Here is a 21268-nt window from a genome sequence, read left to right as displayed (position 1 = left end):
GCGATGAATTAGCTCATTTGCAAATTTGATAATTAGCTAATTTCTTATGATATTTAACCACCATGATAGTTTCTGAGCGCACCCTTAAATGGGCCCTATGTTTGTACCCTCCTTTGTTATTTCAGCGTATTTGGGTTAAGAAATTCCATCCCGAGTTTAAAGGGGTTGATGTTAAGATCAGTAATAGCTTTTTGAACAGGAACTATAATGGTTCTATTTTTGGAGGATCGATATATGCAGCAACTGATCCCTTTTATGCGATATTATTTGATCAATTAATGCAAAGGAGAGGTTTTAAGGTGCGGGTTTGGCTTAAAAGTGCATCTATCAATTATCTAAAACCCGGATTAACCAATTTATTTTTTACCATTATCGTTTCTGATGAAATGATAACAGAAGCGGAAGCCTCATTAACGGCCACAGGAAAGTTTGTTAAATCTTACCCGATGGAGTTGTTTAATGTACAGGGCGAGCTATGCGCTACGGTAATGAATGAAATTTATGTGCGCACCAAGTTTGCCGGGGAAAAACAAAGAGTGGCGATTTAAGAGCTAAGCTATGAATATCAAAAGATTAATTTTAGAAGGCGAAAATGTTAACGTAGACTTTAAAAAAACGATTAGCAGCACCCAGAAAATAGCCAAAACCTTAGTTGCATTTGCTAATAACCGAGGCGGGAAATTATTAATTGGCGTGGCCGATGATGGCACAATTAAAGGTGTTAAATCTGAGGATGAAGAAAAGTTCATGATCACAAAGGCAGCCCATGTATTTTGCAGGCCTGCCATTGAGCCGAAATTTGAAGAAGTATATGTTGATGATAAGGTAGTTCTAGTGGTGGATATTCCGAAAAGTGATCTAAAGCCCCATTATGCCCTAGATGAGGCCAATAAATGGTGGGTTTATTTTAGGGTTAAGGATAAGAGTATACTGGCCAGTAAGATAATAGTAGATGTGCTTAAGGAAGAAAATCACGAAAACGGGCAGTTAATTTCCTATTCTGAATACGAAAAGAAATTACTGACCTACCTAGAGGAACATGGTAGGATTACCTTGAAGGAATATAGTAAGCTTACACGAAGTGCCTATAAAAAGGCGCAGAAGATTATTGTAGGCCTAATTCTTACTGGCGTTATCCTGCCCCACACTTCAGAAAAAGAAGAGTATTTTACTGCTGCCCACTTCAAATAATAATTTGCTTGCATTATGGATAAAAATGCGATTTTTGTGGTCAAATGCTTCAAGACTTTTTTACCAAATATAAGCCCTACTATAAAGAAAATCTGATTTTAGCTGCACCAATTGTAGTTTCCCAAATTGGACACATGGCTGTTCATTTTGCCGACAGCGCAATTGTGGGCCAATTTGCTGGTAAAACACAATTGGCTGCGGTATCATTGGTAAATAGTTTGTTTACCATTGTAATGGTGGTGGGATTAGGTATTACTTATGGATTAACACCATTAATTGCCAAGCAAAATGGAGGCAGAGATTATACCGAGTGCGGGAAACTTCTATCCAATAGCTTAGTGATTAACATCATTACTGGTATATTTTTATATTGCTTTCTTCATTTTGGTACGCTTTCATTGATTGATCATTTGGGACAATCTCCTGTAGTTGTTGCTTATGCAAAACCATACCTGGTCTTTTTATCGGTCTCTATTATTCCTTTAATGATCTTCCAAACTTTTAAACAATTTGCCGAAGGCTTGGGATTTACGCTGCAAGCCATGTTGATTTCCATTTTCGGGAATATTTTAAACATCATCATCGGAATTATCCTAGTGAAAGGAATGTTTGGTTTCTCCCCTATGGGGGTTAAGGGTGTTGGGATCAGCACCTTAATCGATCGGAGTTTAATGGCTTTGATAATGATGTACTATGTATTGCGATCGCAAAATTTTAAAAAGTATCTCGAAAAATTTAGCCTTTTAGCTATTGATAAAATTAGGAGCATACAGCTTATTAAAATTGGTGCTCCTGTTGCCATGCAATACTTTTTTGAGATCAGTGCCTTTAGTGGGGCGGTTATTTTAATTGGGATTATAGGCATTGCCGAACAAGCGGCACATCAAATTGCAATCACATTGGCTGCCACAACGTATATGATTGCTAGCGGGGTTGCATCTGCAGCTACGATTAAAACTGGAAATAATTTTGGGAGCAGCTCATTCACCGATCTACGTCGCTCTGCAATAGCAAGTTATCACGTGGTTGTTGTGTTTATGTTGTCTACTGCGCTGTTGTTTGTTTTCGCAAGCAATTTACTTCCTCATATTTTTATCAGTGATCCTACAGTAATCGCGATAGCTGCCCAATTACTCGTCATTGCGGGTCTGTTTCAGTTATTTGATGGTACACAAGTTGTTGGGTTGGGTATTTTACGAGGAATTGGCGATGTGAATATACCAACACTCATCACCTTTTTATCTTATTGGATTATCGGAATACCTCTGGGCTATTTTTTAGGGATTTATTTAGGTATAGGTGTTAAAGGCATTTGGTATGGCCTTACCGTAGGTCTGCTAACTGCATCTATTTTATTATTTTTTAGGTTTCAGCACCGCACTAGGATGCTAGCATCGAAAAGCTAAACGACGTGTCTTATTCCCATGATAATAACATTAAAAAATTTGCTAAATTTGTTTTTTTCTTAAAGGAAAATTATTTATATTTAATACCGAGATTCAATTATCAGTTAATTGAGCTGTTACAGGAATCTTTTTTTGATAGTTGATCTAATGAAAAAACGCATCCTAGTTGTGGAGAATGATCAAAGCATTCTCGAAGTAATTACTATGGTATTGGAAGAAGCGGGCTATGAAACCCGTCCATATCGTAATGTAAGCAATTTATTTAAACTTATTATGGATTTTCATCCGGATGCGGTAATTCTAGATATTCTTCAACCTACGTTAGAGGGTACCGAACTTTGCCAGAAGATTAAAAATACAGAAAGCACTTCCCATATTCCCGTGATTGCACTTTCTACTCATTCTAAAATTGAAAAAGTTAAAGAAATATGTGCTGATGATGTTATTTCAAAGCCTTTTGACATTGATGGATTGTTGGAAGTTCTACACGAGCAACTAAGAAGCGCTAGTTAATACTATTTTATTATTAGTCAGCAGGTTAAATCCAATAGCTTTTAAGAATACCACGAACATTAAAACCTATTTGTTGTTAAATATTTAATTAATAACAAAATAGATGGTTTCTTTCGCACTTCCGTTAAATCATTCCAAAGCAAAAGAACGCTACATCAGCCCTATCACATCGGTTGAAGAAACACTTGTGAGGGGAATTAGAGCTGGAAACAAAGCATCTATAGAACAACTGTATAAAATGTACTCTTCTTCGTTGATGGGTATTATCAGTAGGATCGTAAAATTTGATGAAATTGCCGAAGATATCCTTCAAGAGACTTTTATTAAAATTTGGAAATCAATTGGGCAATACGATTCGTCTAAAGGACGCTTATTTACATGGATGGCAAATCTGGCCAAAAACACGGCCATCGATCAGATTAGAAGCAAATACTACATCAACTCGGTAAAAACAGATACCTTAGAAGACCTTCAAGTAGATTATCTAGACAAAAAAAATAATTTCCAGTTAAATTCTGATACGGTTGGTTTAAAACAACTGATGTGCAACCTCAAGCCAGATCAAAAGATAATAATCGATCTCTTTTATTTTGAAGGGTATACCCATGTTGAAGTTGCCGAAATCCTAAATATTCCTCTAGGTACGGTTAAAACTAAAATCCGGCAGGCAATCATTACATTAAGGAAATATTTTAATGAAACCAATGCCTTGATTTCGTTAGGAGCTTAGGGAGTTGCGTCCCGATAGCTGTCTGGATGGGAGTTTGGAGTTAAGTTCGGTCCTTTAAACATGTTCATCCGTACGCGCATATGGTTTTATTTCCTTTTGGTTTAACCCTTTCTCCATTTCTTTCCGATCTTTTCTATTACGTTTAATGATAAAATAGAAGAAAGCCAAAACAGCGACGATTACAATCGCAATAATTATCACATTTATTTTCATGGTAATAAAAATTACTTCTAGTCAATAGTTTTAATTATAAGTTAAAAATAATGGTTAATTGTTGTGTTAAAATTAAGTTGTCGTTAATTTTATTACCTAAGAAAATAGAGTCTGTTGATTACCATTCATCCTTTCCCTGGGTTTATTCTCGCCGAAATTTGAAAACCCTACGCCGATCAATCTAATTTTCTTTTCGTTAAACTCCAGATTTTTTAATAATAGCTGGGCATTTTCTAAAATTTGATCTAGCTCGGTTAGTGGAGCAGGAAAAGAAATGCTTCGGGTAACTTGTTTAAAATCTTCGAATTTAACTTTAAGCGTAAGGGTTCTACCGTAAATATTGTAATGTTGTAGGCGTTTGAAAGCGGTTTTAGCAATTTGAACCAACCAATCATCCAGCTCTTCGCCCCTCCCCAGATCATAGGAAAAGGTATCCTCGGCGCTAATTGATTTTGTATCTTGATGTGGCTGCACTTCACGATGATCGATGCCCCGAACAATTTTATAAAAGAATTTGCCTGTCTTACCAAAAAGTTGAACTAATCTTTCCTCAGTGAGCTTTTTTAGGTCGGCCCCTGTATGTAAGCCTTGACGTTTCATCTTTTCGGCGGTTACCTTTCCCACACCAAAAAATTTTTCGACGGGTAATTTTTCCATGAACCTAATCATTTTGGAAGGACCAATAAAGGTTAAGCCATCCGGTTTGTTCATGTCTGAGGCTATTTTAGCGGCAAACTTATTAATTGAAACTCCTGCGGATGCAGTGAGTTGTAGCTCATCTTTAATGGCCTGTTTGATCTGCTCGGCAATCGCGATGGCTGACCCTATTCCCAACTTGTCTTCGGTTACATCCAAATAGGCCTCATCAAGAGAGAGCGGCTCAATCAAGTCGGTATAACGGCTAAAGATTTCTCTTATTTTTTGCGACACTTCTTTGTATGCTGCAAATCTTGGTCTCACAAATATCGCATATGGGCAAAGTTGCTGGGCTTTTTTTGAGGTCATTGCCGAACGTATCCCAAATTTACGGGCCTCATAACTGGCCGTTGCTACTACTCCTCCCCGTCCATCTGGCGAGCCACCAACTACTAATGGCTTTCCTCTATATGCTGGAAAATCACGTTGTTCTACTGATGCATAGAAAGCATCCATATCAATGTGGATTATCTTACGGACAGGTTGAGTACGCTCATTTTCCATGGTCTATTGCAAAACATAGCTTTGATATGCCCTCTCACCCCAAAATGTATAATTTTTACCCTGATACTTGGTTCCATTAAAAACAAGATCGATAAATCCATTTTTATCTACCAGTACAGTGTGATAAATCTTTGCTTCGGGATTTTTAATGAGTTTTATACTTATCCGATGCCGATAATCATACATTTCTAAACGATCATCTTGTTCTTTACTAAATAATTTAAAAGGATTATGAAGGTCCTTTGCTATCAGTTTACTTCGGTACCATGTTCCGCCTGTTGGCGATACCAGTGGCTTGCCGTTAAAGATCACCACACTATCGTTATACGCAATTACTTGCAGGGAATTTCTCTTGTTAGTTAACCATTTATTAAGCTTCTCACGATGCTTTTCAGTCTCATATCCATAGGTTGCATCCAAAAAACCTATTCTTTCGATATAGTTGGGGATTTGGATGTTACTATTTATGAATCCAAAAATAAAGCTCCCTCCTCCACTATGTGCTGTTAAAGTTAGCTTAGGATGATAGGCAAGGTATTTATCTTCAATTAGTTTAACCATCCCAGCAATCTGAATATCGCTATTTGCTTTCTTCCGCCAAGCGGGCCAGCTTTTCAACTCATTCTCCACGTAAACCACTATGTAATTGGTTTTTTGATCGGCATTTCTGATAAATTCCGTTTGAGCTCCTATGTGTTGTATGTCGTAATGCCAGTCATCGCCCTGCGACAATTTTTTACCAAAGGTTTGTGCAGTGGTATTTCCATTTGGCAGGGCAAAAATGATAATCTTAGTAGGTTTTGTTGCTATGATTTGATGTGGCTCATCAAAAGTTAGCGTAACCCCGCTGTCTAATTTAAGTTGTTGAAGGCTTTTAAAGCGCAGATCAAAATTTTTCTGGGCATTTAAAGCAGCAAAACCAAAACAGCATAAAATTAACAAGTACCACCTCATGTAAACAAATTTACGATTATCTACTGTGTGGCAAAATCAAATTTCATGAGTTCTGCTACGCGCCTAAATTCATCCTGCATGTTTGCGTTTAAAGAAATTTCCTTTCCTGTAACGGGATGATTAAAAACTAATTGTGAGGCATGCAATAACATGGTAGTCATGTTAAATTGCTCTTTAAAAAATCTGTTCTGCTTGTTGCAACCGTGTTTTCTATCCCCAATTATGGGATGAAATATATGGGCAAAGTGTCTGCGTAATTGGTGCATCCTTCCTGTGGTAGGGGAAGCCTCTACAAGAGAATATCTAGAGGTTGTATGTTTTCCAAATGCAACATCAATCTCGGCATGTTGTAGGGTTCTAAAAGTGGTAAATGCTTCTTGCATAGTGCCATTTTCTTTGGCTAAGGGATAATCGATATCCAGTTTTTCGGGCGAAAATCCGCGTAAGATAGCCAAGTATTTTTTTATTACCATTCCCTCCTGAAATTGCTTATGAAGCGCAATCTCAACGTCTTTTTCGAATGCAAACAGTAAAAGCCCACCGGTTTTTCGATCTAAACGGTGCACCGGACTTACGTGTCTGCCTATCTGATCCCGTAACAGCTGTAAAGCAAATTCTGTAGCATCGTTGGCTATTTTAGATCTGTGTACCAACAAACCATGAGGTTTGTTAATAGCAATCAAATGTTCGTCTTGGTAAACAATTTCTAGCATTTAGCAAAGATAAGGAAAGTTGGGTGATAAGCTGGCGGAAGGCGTTGAGCGTTGGGCGATAAGCGATAAGCGTTGGGCGGAAGGCCTTGAGCGATAAGCGTATAGGGGTAAAAGTTGGGCGCTAAGGTTTTCGTCGCTTAATGCCAGTCGCTTATAGCTCAACTAATAAAACAGGTCTTTCGCTATGCGAAATGTGTTACAATGGGCCTCAACAATAATCTTAAGGTCTGCAGAATAACCCCCTCCCATGCTAACTTGTACAGGAAGATGCTGCAACTTACAGGCTTCTAAAACGAGTTGATCTCTTTTTTTACAAGCTGCAGGGGTTAATGACAACTTTCCTAATTTATCGCTTTCAAGTACATCAACTCCAGATAAATAAAACACAAAATCAGGCTGGTGTTGCTTAAAAATTAATTCTAATGCAGCCATTAGTTTCGACAAATAAACTTCATCAGTTGTACCATCAGCTAAAGCAAGATCAAAATCTGACCGTTCTTTTTTAAACGGAAAGTTTTTATCGCCGTGCACGGAAAACGTAAATACCCGAGGATCATCCTTAAAAATAGCTGCGGTACCGTTTCCTTGGTGAACGTCTAAATCAATAATTAAGATCCGATGGGCCAACTTATGGTTCAATAGATAGTTGGCAGCAATTGCCTGATCGTTTAATAAACAGAAGCCTTCGCCCCAATTTCGTCCTGCATGATGCGTTCCTCCAGCTACATTAAAAGCGATATGATTTTTTTGGGCGTAAAGGGCCCCATCTATAGTACCTTGAGCTATCCTAAGTTCTCTTTCTACCAATTGTGCAGTTAATGGGAAACCGATTTTTCGCTGTTCTTTGGGCGATAAGGTTAGATTTTCGAGCTGAAGCCAGTACTCAAGATCATGTGTGGTCAAGAGATTTTCTTCATTTAATATATCTGGAGCGAATAAATCATTTGGCTGGATTGTTCCTTCATGTAAAAGCTGTTCGGGTATCAACTCATATTTCAACATCGGGAAACGATGCCCTTCGGGCAAGGGATGTGCATATAAAGGATGATAAGCTACTTTAAACATTTCTACAAGCTATAATGGTGAAAAGGGATTAAATTGTTAAGGCTTATCTCAGCAACATCTGAGGTGCGCGTTTTAATAATCAGCGTATAACAAATTTTAATAAACAATATCCAATAACAAAGATCTTCTTGTCATATTTTTTTACAGGCAGCTAATAAAATTTCTCCAGTGTGAAATACATCTTCAAAGCTATTATACATGGGTACCGGACTTAACCGAATAACATTCGGTTCGCGCCAATCGCCTAATACGCGATTAGCTACCAAATGATCAAATATTTGCTTCCCATTTTGCTCAGCGATAATAGAAACCTGAGCGCCACGCTCATTAACAGCTAAGGGAGTTATGATCTTAAATTGCTCTTCGCCTATTTTCTTATTTACCTCATTTATAAGGTAAAACAAATAACTGGTTAAAGTTTCACTTTTCATTCTTAGAGGCTCAATAAACCCTGCTTTTTCAAACAACAATAGGGAAGCATGGTACAGTGCCATTGGCATTACCTGGGTACAGCTCACCTGCCAACCATCTGCCCCTAATTCAGGAACAAAACCCTTTTCCATTTTAAAACGTTGTGCTTCTTGATAGCCCCACCATCCGGCAAAGCGATTTAAAGACGCGTCATCAAAGTGTTTTTCGTGAACAAAAATCCCACTTATTCCGCCAGGCCCTGCATTTTGATATTTATATGAACACCAACATGCAAAATCTACTTCCCAGTTATGAAGAGATAACGGCACATTCCCTGCCGCATGTGCGAGATCAAATCCTACTATTGCACCTGCTTTATGGCCCGCATTTGTAATGGCAGGCATATCAAACCATTGTCCAGTAAAGTAATTAATGCCACCAAATAAAACCAGCGCCAAATCATCAGCATGCTCGGCTATTGCCTCTACAATGCCCTCAGTTGTTAACGTATACTCCCCATCTTTAGGCTTAACTTCTACAATTGCTTCCTTTGGATCGTAACCATGAAAACGAACTTGGCTTTCTATTGCATACTGATCAGAGGGAAAAGCTCCAGCTTCCATTATAATTTTAAAGCGTTTACCTTTAGGTTGATAAAAACTAACCATCAATAGATGGAGATTAACCGTTAAGGTATTCATCGGGCATACCTCTGTTGTTTTTGCACCCACTATGGGTGCCATTAGTTTTTTTAGTTCTTTATGGTAAAACATCCATGGAGTATCACCTTCAAACCAACCTTCAACAGCATGGTTTTGCCAATTGGTCAATTGCACTTGGAGCACCTCTTTTGCCACTTTAGGTTGGAGTCCTAAAGAATTACCACACAAGTAAATAAAGGGTTTGCCATTATGTTCTGGAAACAGGTACTCAGTACGCATTTCTTTTAAAGGATCATGTAGATCAAGCGTTCTGGCAAACGCAAGGGTGTTCTCAAAATTCATGGGTCAATATTAACAAAAAAAAGCTTAACCACATGGCTAAGCTTAAATCAGGACACCGAATTTTTAAACTACAAAGACACAAAAGATGTGTGATGTCTATCGGTCGGCGCCTCCACCGGCCATCACTGGCTTATAATATCTTTAAGAACGGGTTCTAAAACTTTATAGTTTCGTTTTTTCCTAAATCCGGGGTTTCACCGGTAACAATAGCTTTCAGCATTTTAAAAGCGACCACCATTTTGCTCGCATTGCTATCCCAATACTCAGCAGAACTTGGGCTAACCTTAATCAAAATTAAGGCAGGATCGGCTAAACCGTCAGGGAACCAAGCCTTAACCGCGGGGTTAAAATAGTCCTTCTTGCGGGCTTGATCGTCAACTAGCTCCGCTTTGCCATTTACCGAAAGATAGGTGTTGCTAGAAGGGTCGCTGTAGGCCAGATTAACTTCGTTCTCCTTAGAAATCTCTTTGGATTTTGGCGAATATTCATTGGTAAAAAACCAGATGCTGCCGTCATCTTCAATGTGCGCGGTACCCATTGGTCTGCTACTTAATTCGCCTTCTGCGCTTAGCGTGGTGAACATGCAAATCCTTACTTTCTCGGCCAATTCTTTTAATATGGCTATATTTTTCTCGTTTTTCATGATTAGGTTTTTGCATTAATAAACGGGAAATGGGTAGAGATGGTTTTATAAATCGGTTAATTGTATAATTGTTTAATCGGTTAGCGATCTGAAGTCAATAGTAGATACTTCACTCACAATGCCAGTCAAACTTTTAATCTGTAACAATCAACAATTCTAATGATTAAAGAGTTAACCTACAAACAATTAACCAGTTTAGCAGCTAACCAATTCAAACAATTAACCAGTTTAATTACCCTAACCCTTATTCGGTTTGCTCACATACTTATTTCCCCGTATATAGAATCTCCAGGGTAATAGGGCGTGATCTTCAGCATAGTCGACCCCAACGCGGGGCGATGAAACAATGTCTTCTGATTTGAAGTTAATTCCGTTGTCTTCAATCCAGATTTCATCACCTAATAAATCTTTCGAATTTAGATTTTTATCAATGCCTAGTGCTGCCGCTAGAGCTCCGGGGCCGGCTGTAATTCTAGGCGCCAGAGCTTGCATTTTTCTTCTTTCCAACATTATTGGTAGACCTATAACAGGTTCTAAACCACGAATTAATACAGCATGAGGGTTGTTTTTGCTTGAAGTAACCACATTAAATAAATGATGGATCCCATAGCAAAGATAAACATAAGAAATGCCACCGTTTTCGTACATGGTTGAAGTACGCGGCGTAAACCGTCCATTGTAAGCATGGGAAGCCTTATCTATCACTCCGTTGTAAGCTTCGGTTTCAACAATTGTTCCACCTGTTAGTTCACCATTAACACAAGTAAATAGCTGCTTTCCCAAGAGCTGAACAGCTAAATCGATCACATCTTCCTGCTCGTAAAAAGAATAAGGTAGTTTAGGCATCTAATAAAACGAGTATCTGATTGAGGTATTTTTGGTCTATTTCATCGAAATGAGCAAGGTGTTCGCTATCAACATCCAATACTCCAATAATGTTTTTGCCTTTATAAAAAGGAAGGACAATCTCAGATCTAGAGGCAGATGCACAGGCAATATGACCTGGAAATTCATCTACATTTGGCACGATTAACGTTTCAGCCCTTTCCCATGAAGCACCACAAACACCTCTACCCTTTTTTATTCTGGTACAGGCTACCGGACCTTGGAATGGACCCAGCACAAGTTCATCGTTCTTAATAAGATAAAACCCTACCCAAAACCAACTGAATTGTTCCTTTAATGCTGCACAAACGTTTGCAAGATTTGCAATCTGATCGGTTTCGCCGTAAAGCAATCCTTGGATCTGAGGAATTAGTGCAAGATATTGCTCTTCTTTTGTACCTGTTTTTGAAATTGTAAGGTCTTCGGCCATAAATAAACTTAAACCACAAATATAACTATTTGGTTGCCGATAGCTGTCAGGATAGTTTATTATTTTAACTTTACCATTCATCACATCTCCAATATCATGACCAAGAAAACCTTAATCATTACTTTATTATCAATTATTGGTTTAGTGCAGTTAGCCGGGCACAGGCCCGAAGAAGGAATGTTTCCATTAAGTGAGATCCACTTATTGGACCTGCAGAAAGCCGGTTTAAAAATTGATCAAAAGGACGTCTATAATCCAAATGGAATTAGTTTGGTGGATGCATTGGTTAATGTTGGTGGCTGTACAGGGTCTTTTGTTTCTGATGAAGGATTGATCATCACTAACCATCACTGTGCTTTTGGCGCAGTACAATTGGCAAGTACTCCGGAACATGATTATTTGAACGATGGATTTGTAGCTAAAACACATGAAGAAGAACTTGAAGGTAAGGGCTTAACTTGTCGTATTACTGATAGTTATGAAGATGTATCTGATCGTGTTTTAGGAGCAGTGGCGCAAATTAACGATCCAGCATCACGTTTACAGATTATCAATAATGTGATGAAAAACCTAGCTCTTGAAGCGGAGAAAAAAGACCCTACCATTAAGGCTGAGGTATCGGAAATGTTTATTGGAAAGAGCTATGTGCTTTTTAGATATAAAACCATTCAAGATGTAAGAATAGTATATATTCCAAATAGAAAGATAGGCGAATATGGTGGAGAAACCGATAACTGGGTTTGGCCACGCCATACGGGCGACTATTCGTTTATGCGAGCATATGTGGCGAAAGATGGATCACCGGCCAAATATGCTAAAGACAATGTGCCCTATAAACCTAAAAAGTTTTTAAAGGTTAATCCAAAGGGCACGAGTGAGGAAGATTTCGTATTCATCCTGGGTTATCCCGGCAAAACATTCCGTCATCGCCCTGCGCAATTTATTGATTATCAGCAAAAATACCTGCTGCCATATGTTTCAGAACTTTACGATTTCCAAAACGCTACCATGGAGAGTATTGGCAAAAGAGATAAGACTACGGAGTTGAAGTTAGCCACCAGGATTAAGAGAAATGCCAATGTGATGAAAAATTACAGAGGAAAGCTAAAAGGCATCAAAGGAATTGATCTAGTTGGGCAAAAACAACAGGAAGACGCAGCGCTGGCACAATTTATTAACAACAATGTTGATGTAAAAGCAAAGTATGGAACATTGATGAAAGATATCGACCAGCTGTACCAACAGATTAATGGTGATGCCTTAAGGGATTTATGGCTTACCCAAATTTACTCTTCAACGAGTTTAGTTAATATCGCTAAACAGCTCAATACATTTAAAACAGCCATAGATAACCAACCTGGCAGCCAAAAAGAAGCCTACTTTAACGCAAACATAGCACAGCTGAAACAGAACTTAACTACAGCTTATGATAGTTACGAAATCGATGTGGATCGTAGAATATTCAAGAAGATGCTTAGTGATGCTGCCGCCTTTAGTTCAAACCAACGTGTTACTACCGTTGATAAAATAACAGGCAGAGGCTCCAACAAGGAAACTATGATAGATGATTTTATTAATGATTCTTTTGGTCTGAGCAAATTGAAGGATAAAGATTACGTAATCAATACCTTGCTAAGGTCGTATCAAACCCTTGCCAATTATAATGATGCCTTGTTGCTATTTGAAAGTGATATTGCCAAACAGATCGCTGAAATTAAACCTGAGAAAGACCGAAGGGATGGAACACTTAACAAATTAATGGGCGATTATGTAAACGTAAAGGAAAAGTTTATGAAAAAAGGCTTTATACCAGACGCTAATAGTACTTTACGATTAACCTATGGACATGTTCGGGGCTATTCTCCTGTTGATGCCAGCTACATGGCTCCATACACTAGCATAGTGGGCATCATTCAAAAAGGAGCTACCGGTAATCCAGATTATGCCTATCCAGCCATCATTAAAACCTTATGGGACGCGAAGGACTTCGGAATGTTCTCTAAAAAAGAACTTAATGATGTACCCGTAGCTTTTTTGTATAATATGGATACTACAGGAGGAAATTCTGGATCTCCCATATTGAATGCATATGGCGAACTGATAGGAGTTAACTTCGATAGGGCTTACGAAGCAACCATTAATGATTATGCATGGAACGAGAGCTATAGCCGTTCAATTGGCGTGGATATCCGTTACGTACTATGGGTAGCTTCAAAGATCGATCATGCAGATGCATTACTAAACGAGATGGGAATAAAATAACGGTTAATCGGTTAACCTATAAACTGGTTAACTGAGATACTATAATATGATGGGCACAATTAACCAATTAACCAATTTAAACAATTAACCAAAAAATGAGAATTATTGCAGAACTCCCCCATCCAGATTGTAAAATAACCTTGTTTAACATGAACCAAAAGTACATCGTAAAATTTGAGCAGGGGCAGTTAGAACAGAGCTATAAATTATCAGAACTCGATCTCACCGGAGGGGGGGCGAATGAAATTTTTCAACTACTTGATGAAGAATTTTTAGCTACAGTGGTTGCCCGGTTTTCTATGATGAGAGCCGATTTTAATGCGGCCTATATCCGTCAACAGTAATCGTTTAAATAAAAAACGTAACTAACTGTAATATAATATCTTAAAATTCAAATCAAAATAATATTTTGTTTTATTAGTGATTTTTGGGCAGTGGCGTTGTTCATATATAATTTAAAACTAGATATAAATACAGGTAAAATATTGATATATAATATTTTAAATATACTCACAAAATAATATATGCTCCTATAATAATGCCAAATATATGGGAGGTTTGAGCCATTTTAAGTTTTACGATAGCTTGAACTAGTTTGATGTTGGGAGGAGATCGATGTACCAAAATCCATCTTTTTTGGTCGCTGAATTTGGACTTGGAAAACTTCTATACTCCTTCTCTCCCAGTACAAAATTTACCGGCCCATTAAATAGCGGGCCATCAAATACGAAAGTGTGGAATTCTCCATTTTCTCCACAAGGATCAATTCCTTTTGGCAGCTCTTTTAAAAAGTGCTTATCTATAACCTGCCCGCAAAAATCTTGCAGACCCTCTTTCGCACAAACCACGATGGTTTGGTAACCTAAATCGATAAACTCGTTAACTAGTTCTGTGGTATCTTTTTTCCATAGTGGAAATATAGCCGTCATTTTGTGTTTGGCCAGTTGGGCCTCACGATACATTCTTAAGTCTTCCAAAAAAATATCTCCATAAATTGAATGAGAAACACCTTCTATTTTCAACTTCGTAAACTGTTCGCTCATTATTCTTTCGTAAATTGGCATATCGGGCATTTCTGGAAGCCCTACACGAAGCAATTTGATCCCAAGTTGATTTACCTGGTTAAGCAATAACTCTTCCCTTATGCCATGCATTGCAACTCGGCTAAAGGAATCGTTCACGGTGGTTAGCAAATAACGGATATTAATTTTGTGTTGTTCTACTACATAATGAAGGGCCAAGGCGCAATCTTTCCCCCCGCTCCAGTTCATTACGGCCGGAATTAAATCAGACATATTTTTTTAATTGGGCAGCTACTTCACTTAAACCCATTGTTGCAGTTGCTTCTATCTTAATCACATTTTTGTAGTGCCCTACAGAGGGGATTTTAGGGTCGACAATAAATTTTGGAACCTGGGCAGGTACAAAATCTATTAGGCTAGCGGCTGGATAAACAGCCAAGGATGTTCCAACCAAGAGAAATAGATCTGCTGCTGCACAAATTTCTGCGGCAATTTCAATCATGGGTACAGCTTCTCCAAACCAAACAACATGCGGACGAAGCGGCGACCCAAGTTCGCAAACCTCGTTCATCTTAATTTCATCGCCGTTAATTGCATAGATTAGGGAAGAGTTGGCACTCGATTGAGCAAAAGTTATGATACCATGCAAATGTGTTATTTGGCTTGATCCTGCCCTTTCATGGAGATCATCTATATTTTGCGTAATAATATGGACATCAAAGTCATTTTCCAAAGCGGCTAAACAGTGGTGTGCCGCGTTTGGCAAGGCTGCTAGCACTTGTTTTCTTCTGTCATTATAAAATGCTTGTACAAGATCAGGGTCTTTGTCCCACGCCTCCGGAGTGGCCACATCCATAATGTTATAACCTTCCCAAAGCCCGTCTGCATCCCGAAAGGTTTTTAACCCGCTTTCGGCACTCATCCCCGCACCTGTTAATACCACCAGTCTTTTCTTCATGCCCGAATTTACCTAAAAAACCCTTCCGATGTTATTTTCGGAAGGGTTTTTTTTGTATATACTCATCGGATGACTTAAAGTCATCCGATGAGTATACGATGAGTTATTTTACTCTAACCTTGGTTAATGTTGGGAATTTAAGGGTCAATCCTTCAAAAACAGCAAACATAATAGCCGAATAAGCGATAGTACCGTATAAGAAATTAAGCTCATATGGAATGGCAGCAACTAAACATGCCCAAAAGCCACTTAGTGTTTGTGGATAAAACGTTGAACCCAACCAAACCCCATAATCTGAAATAATCCAGTGGATAAACACACCTAATAAGCCGGCGCCTAAAACAGTTGGAACACTTACTCTCTGAATGAACAATCTGCCAACCATAACCATTAAAATAAAGGAGATATAAGTATAATACCAACCTTCATAAAAGCCATAATCCTTGCCCATAGCAATTACAAGTCCAACATCACTTAAAAATAGTACAAAAATAGGAAGTAAGAATCCCATTAACCTGTTTTTAACATAAGCACCACCAAATAATGCCACCGCACCTATTCCAGAAAAATTGGCTATCATTTTAAAATCAGGTGAGAGTGGTGCGATAACTCGAATACTAATAATAATCAGCATAAGAAGGACTAAAACGAGTATTCTATAATTTATTTTCTCCATTTTTAAATCTATTGTACGCAAAAATAAGGTTTTATGTGCTGAATAAAAAATTTAGAATCATATCTTTAAAATTCAAACAAGAGGAAAAAAAACGTTGGCTTTTAACGACATGTGGGAGCATTGCTCACCACCAAGTGCTCTTCTCTAAATAAACATAACATATGCGTAAATTAATATTCTTTTTAATCTCTCTAATCAGCATCCAATCGATGGCACAGAAAACCGACACCTCCTTTTTGAAAAAATTAATGGAAGGTAAGCCTGATTTATTTACCGGGATTCTAAATCACCCCACCAAGAATGAGGTTCAGGTTATGTATACCCAAGTGATTAGGGATAAGAACAATAAGCCAAGTTTTAAAACTTTTAGTTATAACCTAAATGCTAAAAGATACTTCTATCCTGCCAGTACAGTTAAGTTAGCTGGGGTCATTTTCGCTTTAGAAAAAATAAATGAACTAAGAAGCAAAGGACTAACCTCTAACCTGACTATGATAACCGATAGCAGTTTCAAGGGCCAAACTAAAGTTCTGAAGGATGAGAGCGCGGCCAATGGAAAGCCTAGTATCGAACATTATATAAAAAAAGTACTGCTAACAAGCGATAATGATGCGTTTAATCGACTTTATGAATTTATCGGCCGCGCAGAAATTAACGCAAAGCTGAAAAAATACAACTTAACGGAGAGCAGAATCTTAAACCGATTGGCCATTGGCGATGGTGGTGAAATGGCAAGGCATACCAATCCTATCGATTTTTATGATGGAGATAAACTAATTTATCACCAGGCGGAGCAGTTTGATGAAAAAGACTACCCATTAGAGCTAACAAATTTAATTGTTGGGAAAGGGTATATTGACAGCAAAGAAAAATTAGTGAACGAGCCATACAGTTTTGCCAATAAGAATGTTTTCACCGTGGCTGATCAGCAGGCATTGATGAAAAGATTAATCATGCCCGAAGCTTTTGCCGAAAAGGAAAGGTTTAACCTCACTCCTGCAGATTACAATCTTATCTATACGTTCATGAGCAAACTTCCTACCGAAAGCGATTATCCTAAATATGATCCCAAAGAATTTTGGCCCACCTATGCAAAAATGCTTTATTACGGTAGAGAAAAAACGGCTATTCTAGATCCTGATATTCGAATCTTCAATAAATATGGCGACAGCTATGGGTTTATCATCGACAATTCATATTTCGTAGATTTTAAAAATAAGATCGAGTATTTTTTAACCGCAGTGGTCCAAAGCAATGAGGATGGGATCTACAACGATAGCAAATACGAATATGAAACGGTATGTTACCCCTTCATGAAAAATCTGGGTAGAACTATTTATGAATATGAATTAACTAGAAAGAAAAAGCATTTACCAGATTTAAGTAAATTTAGGATGGATTATAGTAGCAAGTAATTTCAGCCTAGCTATTTCCATCAAAAAGCAAAGAATTTATAGCCACAGATTAAATGGATTAATCATTCTTAAAATCTGTGGCTATATAATCAGTTTGCAATTAAGAAGTTTTATAGCCCCGGATTAAAACGAATTCATCTTTTTTTAAATCTGTGGCTAATAATTAATTATTTAAAGTTAAAGCTCACCCCAGCATTCATATTAAATCCCATAGTATTGTAACCAATAATCTCTGTATATTTCTCATTGGTTAAGTTTTTAAGATCCGCAAAGATTTTCAGCCGGTTTTTGGTTAGTGCGTATTGTGCATAAAAATCTACTACTTGATAAGAATCTAGCCTTACATTTACAGAAGGATAGGTACTAAAATCACTGTCTGTTCTTTCGCCAGTAAATTTATAGTTTGCGCCGAGATATAATTTTTCTGTAGCATTAATACCCACATTCACACTATATGTGTTTTTTGGCCTACGTAAAAGAAGATCAGAAACCGTTGCCCCGCTTACCTGCTTTCCCTCAACGTAAGCATAATAACCTGCTAGAGAAAGCTTACCAAGTTTCAATGCCGGCTCGATTTCAAATCCTTTATCATTTTGTTGGTCTTGATTGGTATAGCCTAAATTACCGTAGATTATAGCATCTTTCATATTGCGCTTAAAACCAACAATCCTGAGACTTAACTTATTGTTGAAAAAACCAAGGTTAGCCCCGACTTCATAATTGATTGCCTTTTCTGGCTTAAGATATAGATTTGCTCCGTACTGACCAAATAACATTTCTAGCGTTGGTGCCCTAAAGGCCGAAGAAATGGTACCAAAAACTTTTATATCTTGTGTAAGGTTTAAACTTGGAGTTAAATTATAGGTGAAATTTTCTCCATACTTATTGTGTTTATTGTATCGTCCGCCCAACTCTAGGTTAAAAATATTCAAATCATGCAGAAAGATTGATCCGTAAGCACTATATAGATGGGTTGATGGTTCCCTTTCTGCTGAGGAATTAAAATGCGTAACACTCGTTTGTCTATCATCTACTCCAACAAGAATATTAGCTTTTTCACCTAGGTTTTGGTTGTAAAATAAATCTAAGAAATTCATTTTACCCTCATAGTTCCCGCTGAACATACTGATATAATCCCTATTTGTTTTTTCGTAGCTATAATTAACGGTTATTTTACCTTTAGGCAATAAATAGACCGAATTTAACCCGCCATTAAAATGCTTAACTGTAGACTGGTTTGAGGCGTCTGTAAATGCATCGTCATCATAGGCAAATTTACCCGCAAAATACCTCACAAAGGGGTTTATGGTAAAATTCTTATTTAGCTGAATCCCAAAATTAGCATTCAGGGCATCTTGTTTTAAACCATCTAGATCAAATACCGTAGTACTACCTACCGGATTGCTCGCTTCAGAAATACCATGGGTCTTCAAATGCGAATAGCTCAAATTATAGGTAAAAGCGTCGATTTTGCTGCTTAAGCCAATTGTGCCTTTATAGGTTCCATAACTTCCCGCACTTGCCACACCGTAAAAGTTATTCCCATTAACTGCCGATTTTTTAGTGATGATATTTATCACACCCGCTACGGCATCAGAACCATATAGGGTAGATTGTCCTCCCCTAAGGATTTCGATGCGGTCTATTTGATCTATGGCAAACATGCGAAGATCAAAGGCCCCTCCTGTTCCTGAAGGATCTGTTACTAAAATCCCATCCAATAAGATTACAGCGTATGCACTTCCAGCTCCTCTAAAAAATAGACTCTTATCCTTTCCTGCATTACTTCCTGCTCCAACAACGGTAATCCCTGCCTGTTGATTAAGCAATTGTGCTAGGGTTTTTCCGCCACTGCGAGCAAGTTCATCGCTACCAATTACAGTAACAACTTTACCTGTTTGAGACTGTTTTTGTTCATTTTTTGTAGCAGAAATTACTACTTCATTTAGATTTTGGCTTTCTTGAGCCAATGTTTTGCTCCCTAAAAGGGCCAATTGCGCAAATCCTAGACCTACCACAATTAATCTTGTTTTTTTGTTCATTGTTGTGAGTTTTTCACACACAGCAACAGAATCAGAATAGAAATGAGATGGGTAATTTCGAATGATAGAATGAAGGAGAAACGAATACTGGCTTACCATCTCTTCGCTAGTTCTAAAATGCAAAATTAAATGCTCATCCCTAGCTTCAATCCGCGAAAGCTATGAATATTAAACTTCTAGGCAGGTCTTCTGACTTGCTCCCGATTTCCTGTCTTCCCATCCGCAATGCGAACAGTGACTTTAGATCCGATAGCTATCGGATTGAAAACCGTTATAGAGCTTACAGCTGCGGGACAGTTACAGAATTACACTGTATTCCCTTTTAATCCCGATTTTAAATTCGGGAACCACAAAGCGATGCAAATCTAAATAAAAAGACGGAAAGGAAAGATGAAATACGAATTAGGATTGATTCTCGGTTAATAGCTGCTGTTTAATTTTCATTAATTCTTGGATATCTTCCTTTAATACAGGAAATTTTAAGTCGAGCTGAGCTAAACTATCCTCAATAATTTGGCTTACAACCAATCTCGTGTACCATTTTTTATCAGCGGGGATAACGTACCAAGGTGCATTTTCAGTGGAGGTTTCTCGGATGGCAGTTTCATAGGCTTTCATGTACTCTTTCCACAATTCCCGTTCCTTTAAATCTCCAATGGCAAATTTCCAGTTTTTGGTCGGATCTGTAATCCGAGCTATAAAACGTTCTTTCTGCTCATCCCTTGAGAGGTGGAGGAAAAATTTAATAACCATTGTACCACTATCAGTTAATTGTTTTTCGAAATTCCTGATGTTTTCATAACGGTTTTGCCAAAAATTTTTATCCAATTGTTTTACATGCTCAATTCCCGGAAGATTTTCGTTTAGCACATATTCTGGATGAACTTTGCATACAAGCACATTTTCGTAATGAGATCGGTTGTGGATACCAATTTTTCCTTTTTCTGGAAGTGCAGCATAATGACGCCATAAAAAATCATGCCGATATTCATTTTCGGTAGGCCCTTTAAAGCTGTTCACCTCACATCCCTGTGGGTTTATCCCCGACATCACATGGGCGATGGTACTATCTTTACCAGCAGCATCCATAGCCTGAAAAATAATTAATACGGCGTGCTTGCCTGAGGCATACAGTTTTTTTTGTAACTCTACAAGCTCGAGCTTAACCTTTTCTAGCTCCTTTATTCCAGTTGCTTTATCCAGATCCCCATCATAACTCGTGTCGAATTTATTTAATGAGAATTTACTGTTTGCTTTTACTACATATTTTTTGATACTGGACATGTTGGGGATTTGTTTATTTATATAGACGAAAATTTATTAAAATTGTTTGAGAAAATCACCTGAATTATGAGAAAAACCCGCTCAGCAACAATTCAAATCGTAGCTTCATGATAATGTACCAACATAAGTATTACAATTATATCGACAGAAAAAGCCTGTTCATCGATTCATTTTATAAGCTCTAAATGAGTATATTTATTTTAGTATTGACTAAAATTTAAGTAAATTAATTACGTTAATTTGTAGCTCTA

General features: G+C 37.8%; 21 protein-coding genes and 1 riboswitch. Of the genes, 8 read left to right on the top strand and 13 right to left on the bottom strand.

Annotated elements, in window-relative coordinates; genetic code table 11:
- Nucleotides 1-62 precede the first annotated feature (62 nt).
- The 5 genes from AC6H0V_RS05335 (at nucleotide 63) to AC6H0V_RS05315 (ending at nucleotide 3840) form a co-directional block, all read left to right on the top strand.
- Nucleotides 63-548, top strand: coding sequence for a PaaI family thioesterase (locus AC6H0V_RS05335; protein WP_497562679.1), 486 nt, complete (start codon nucleotides 63-65; stop codon nucleotides 546-548).
- 10 nt (nucleotides 549-558) lie between these two features.
- The gene (locus AC6H0V_RS05330; protein WP_497562678.1) at nucleotides 559-1191 is read left to right on the top strand and encodes an AlbA family DNA-binding domain-containing protein; all 633 of its coding nucleotides are present in this window, start codon (nucleotides 559-561) and stop codon (nucleotides 1189-1191) included.
- A 44-nt stretch (nucleotides 1192-1235) separates the two neighbouring features.
- Nucleotides 1236-2597, top strand: coding sequence for an MATE family efflux transporter (locus AC6H0V_RS05325; protein WP_497562677.1), 1362 nt, complete (start codon nucleotides 1236-1238; stop codon nucleotides 2595-2597).
- A gap of 147 nt (nucleotides 2598-2744) precedes the next feature.
- The gene (locus AC6H0V_RS05320; RefSeq protein WP_497562676.1) at nucleotides 2745-3110 is read left to right on the top strand and encodes a response regulator transcription factor; all 366 of its coding nucleotides are present in this window, start codon (nucleotides 2745-2747) and stop codon (nucleotides 3108-3110) included.
- Nucleotides 3111-3213: 103 nt separating this feature from the next.
- Nucleotides 3214-3840, top strand: a complete 627-nt coding sequence (locus AC6H0V_RS05315) for an RNA polymerase sigma factor (protein WP_497562675.1) — start codon at nucleotides 3214-3216, stop codon at nucleotides 3838-3840.
- A gap of 309 nt (nucleotides 3841-4149) precedes the next feature.
- Here AC6H0V_RS05315 and dinB read toward each other — a convergent pair whose 3' ends face one another.
- The 8 genes from dinB to AC6H0V_RS05275 all read right to left on the bottom strand — a co-directional run bounded on the left by dinB (nucleotide 4150) and on the right by AC6H0V_RS05275 (nucleotide 11358).
- A complete protein-coding gene (gene dinB, locus AC6H0V_RS05310) occupies nucleotides 4150-5253 on the bottom strand; it encodes a DNA polymerase IV (protein WP_497562674.1) in 1104 nt (367 codons plus the stop codon).
- Nucleotides 5254-5256: 3 nt separating this feature from the next.
- Nucleotides 5257-6207, bottom strand: a complete 951-nt coding sequence (locus AC6H0V_RS05305; protein ID WP_497562673.1) for a hypothetical protein — start codon at nucleotides 6205-6207, stop codon at nucleotides 5257-5259.
- 20 nt (nucleotides 6208-6227) lie between these two features.
- On the bottom strand, nucleotides 6228-6920 hold the full coding sequence (locus AC6H0V_RS05300; protein ID WP_497562672.1) for a pseudouridine synthase: 693 nt from the start codon (nucleotides 6918-6920) through the stop codon (nucleotides 6228-6230).
- Nucleotides 6921-7082: 162 nt separating this feature from the next.
- Complete coding sequence (locus AC6H0V_RS05295; RefSeq protein ID WP_497562671.1) at nucleotides 7083-7985, bottom strand: histone deacetylase family protein; 903 nt, start codon at nucleotides 7983-7985, stop codon at nucleotides 7083-7085.
- Between the two features lie 131 nt (nucleotides 7986-8116).
- Nucleotides 8117-9400, bottom strand: coding sequence for a kynureninase (kynU, locus tag AC6H0V_RS05290; protein ID WP_497562670.1), 1284 nt, complete (start codon nucleotides 9398-9400; stop codon nucleotides 8117-8119).
- Between the two features lie 154 nt (nucleotides 9401-9554).
- Nucleotides 9555-10043 (bottom strand): pyridoxamine 5'-phosphate oxidase family protein, encoded by a 489-nt coding sequence (locus AC6H0V_RS05285; RefSeq protein ID WP_497562669.1) that lies wholly within the window; start codon nucleotides 10041-10043, stop codon nucleotides 9555-9557.
- A gap of 237 nt (nucleotides 10044-10280) precedes the next feature.
- Complete coding sequence (locus tag AC6H0V_RS05280) at nucleotides 10281-10889, bottom strand: DNA-3-methyladenine glycosylase (RefSeq protein WP_497562668.1); 609 nt, start codon at nucleotides 10887-10889, stop codon at nucleotides 10281-10283.
- A complete protein-coding gene (locus AC6H0V_RS05275; protein ID WP_497562667.1) occupies nucleotides 10882-11358 on the bottom strand; it encodes a GAF domain-containing protein in 477 nt (158 codons plus the stop codon). The genes AC6H0V_RS05280 and AC6H0V_RS05275 overlap by 8 nt, the downstream gene beginning before the upstream one ends.
- A 96-nt stretch (nucleotides 11359-11454) precedes the next feature.
- Between AC6H0V_RS05275 and AC6H0V_RS05270 the strand changes: the two genes are divergently transcribed.
- Nucleotides 11455-13620: a S46 family peptidase gene (locus AC6H0V_RS05270; RefSeq protein WP_497562666.1), complete on the top strand. Its 2166-nt coding sequence runs from the start codon at nucleotides 11455-11457 to the stop codon at nucleotides 13618-13620.
- A gap of 95 nt (nucleotides 13621-13715) precedes the next feature.
- Nucleotides 13716-13964, top strand: coding sequence for a hypothetical protein (locus AC6H0V_RS05265; RefSeq protein ID WP_497562665.1), 249 nt, complete (start codon nucleotides 13716-13718; stop codon nucleotides 13962-13964).
- A 246-nt stretch (nucleotides 13965-14210) separates the two neighbouring features.
- Here the strand turns inward: AC6H0V_RS05265 and AC6H0V_RS05260 are convergent, their stop codons facing one another.
- The 3 genes from AC6H0V_RS05260 to AC6H0V_RS05250 all read right to left on the bottom strand — a co-directional run bounded on the left by AC6H0V_RS05260 (nucleotide 14211) and on the right by AC6H0V_RS05250 (nucleotide 16276).
- Complete coding sequence (locus AC6H0V_RS05260; RefSeq protein WP_497562664.1) at nucleotides 14211-14915, bottom strand: Dph6-related ATP pyrophosphatase; 705 nt, start codon at nucleotides 14913-14915, stop codon at nucleotides 14211-14213.
- On the bottom strand, nucleotides 14908-15600 hold the full coding sequence (locus AC6H0V_RS05255) for a Sir2 family NAD-dependent protein deacetylase (protein ID WP_497562663.1): 693 nt from the start codon (nucleotides 15598-15600) through the stop codon (nucleotides 14908-14910). Before AC6H0V_RS05255 ends, AC6H0V_RS05260 begins: the two co-directional genes overlap by 8 nt.
- Before the next feature lie 103 nt (nucleotides 15601-15703).
- Nucleotides 15704-16276 carry a DUF6580 family putative transport protein gene (locus AC6H0V_RS05250; RefSeq protein ID WP_497562662.1) on the bottom strand — a complete coding sequence of 191 codons (573 nt, stop codon included), beginning with the start codon at nucleotides 16274-16276 and terminating at the stop codon, nucleotides 15704-15706.
- Nucleotides 16277-16437: 161 nt separating this feature from the next.
- On the opposite strand from AC6H0V_RS05250, the gene AC6H0V_RS05245 reads away from it, so the two are divergent.
- Nucleotides 16438-17691, top strand: coding sequence for a serine hydrolase (locus AC6H0V_RS05245; RefSeq protein ID WP_497562661.1), 1254 nt, complete (start codon nucleotides 16438-16440; stop codon nucleotides 17689-17691).
- A 167-nt stretch (nucleotides 17692-17858) separates the two neighbouring features.
- Here AC6H0V_RS05245 and AC6H0V_RS05240 read toward each other — a convergent pair whose 3' ends face one another.
- Both AC6H0V_RS05240 and AC6H0V_RS05235 read right to left on the bottom strand, forming a co-directional pair.
- Entirely contained in the window at nucleotides 17859-19733 is a 1875-nt protein-coding gene (locus AC6H0V_RS05240; RefSeq protein ID WP_497562660.1) for a TonB-dependent receptor plug domain-containing protein, read from the bottom strand.
- A gap of 162 nt (nucleotides 19734-19895) precedes the next feature.
- Nucleotides 19896-20100: riboswitch (cobalamin riboswitch) on the bottom strand.
- A gap of 35 nt (nucleotides 20101-20135) precedes the next feature.
- Complete coding sequence (locus tag AC6H0V_RS05235; protein ID WP_497562659.1) at nucleotides 20136-21017, bottom strand: polyphosphate kinase 2 family protein; 882 nt, start codon at nucleotides 21015-21017, stop codon at nucleotides 20136-20138.
- Between the last annotated feature and the right edge of the window lie 251 nt (nucleotides 21018-21268).

The sequence above is a fragment of the Pedobacter sp. NO84 genome (assembly GCF_059703915.1).
This window is presented reverse-complemented; position numbering and strand designations above follow the sequence as displayed.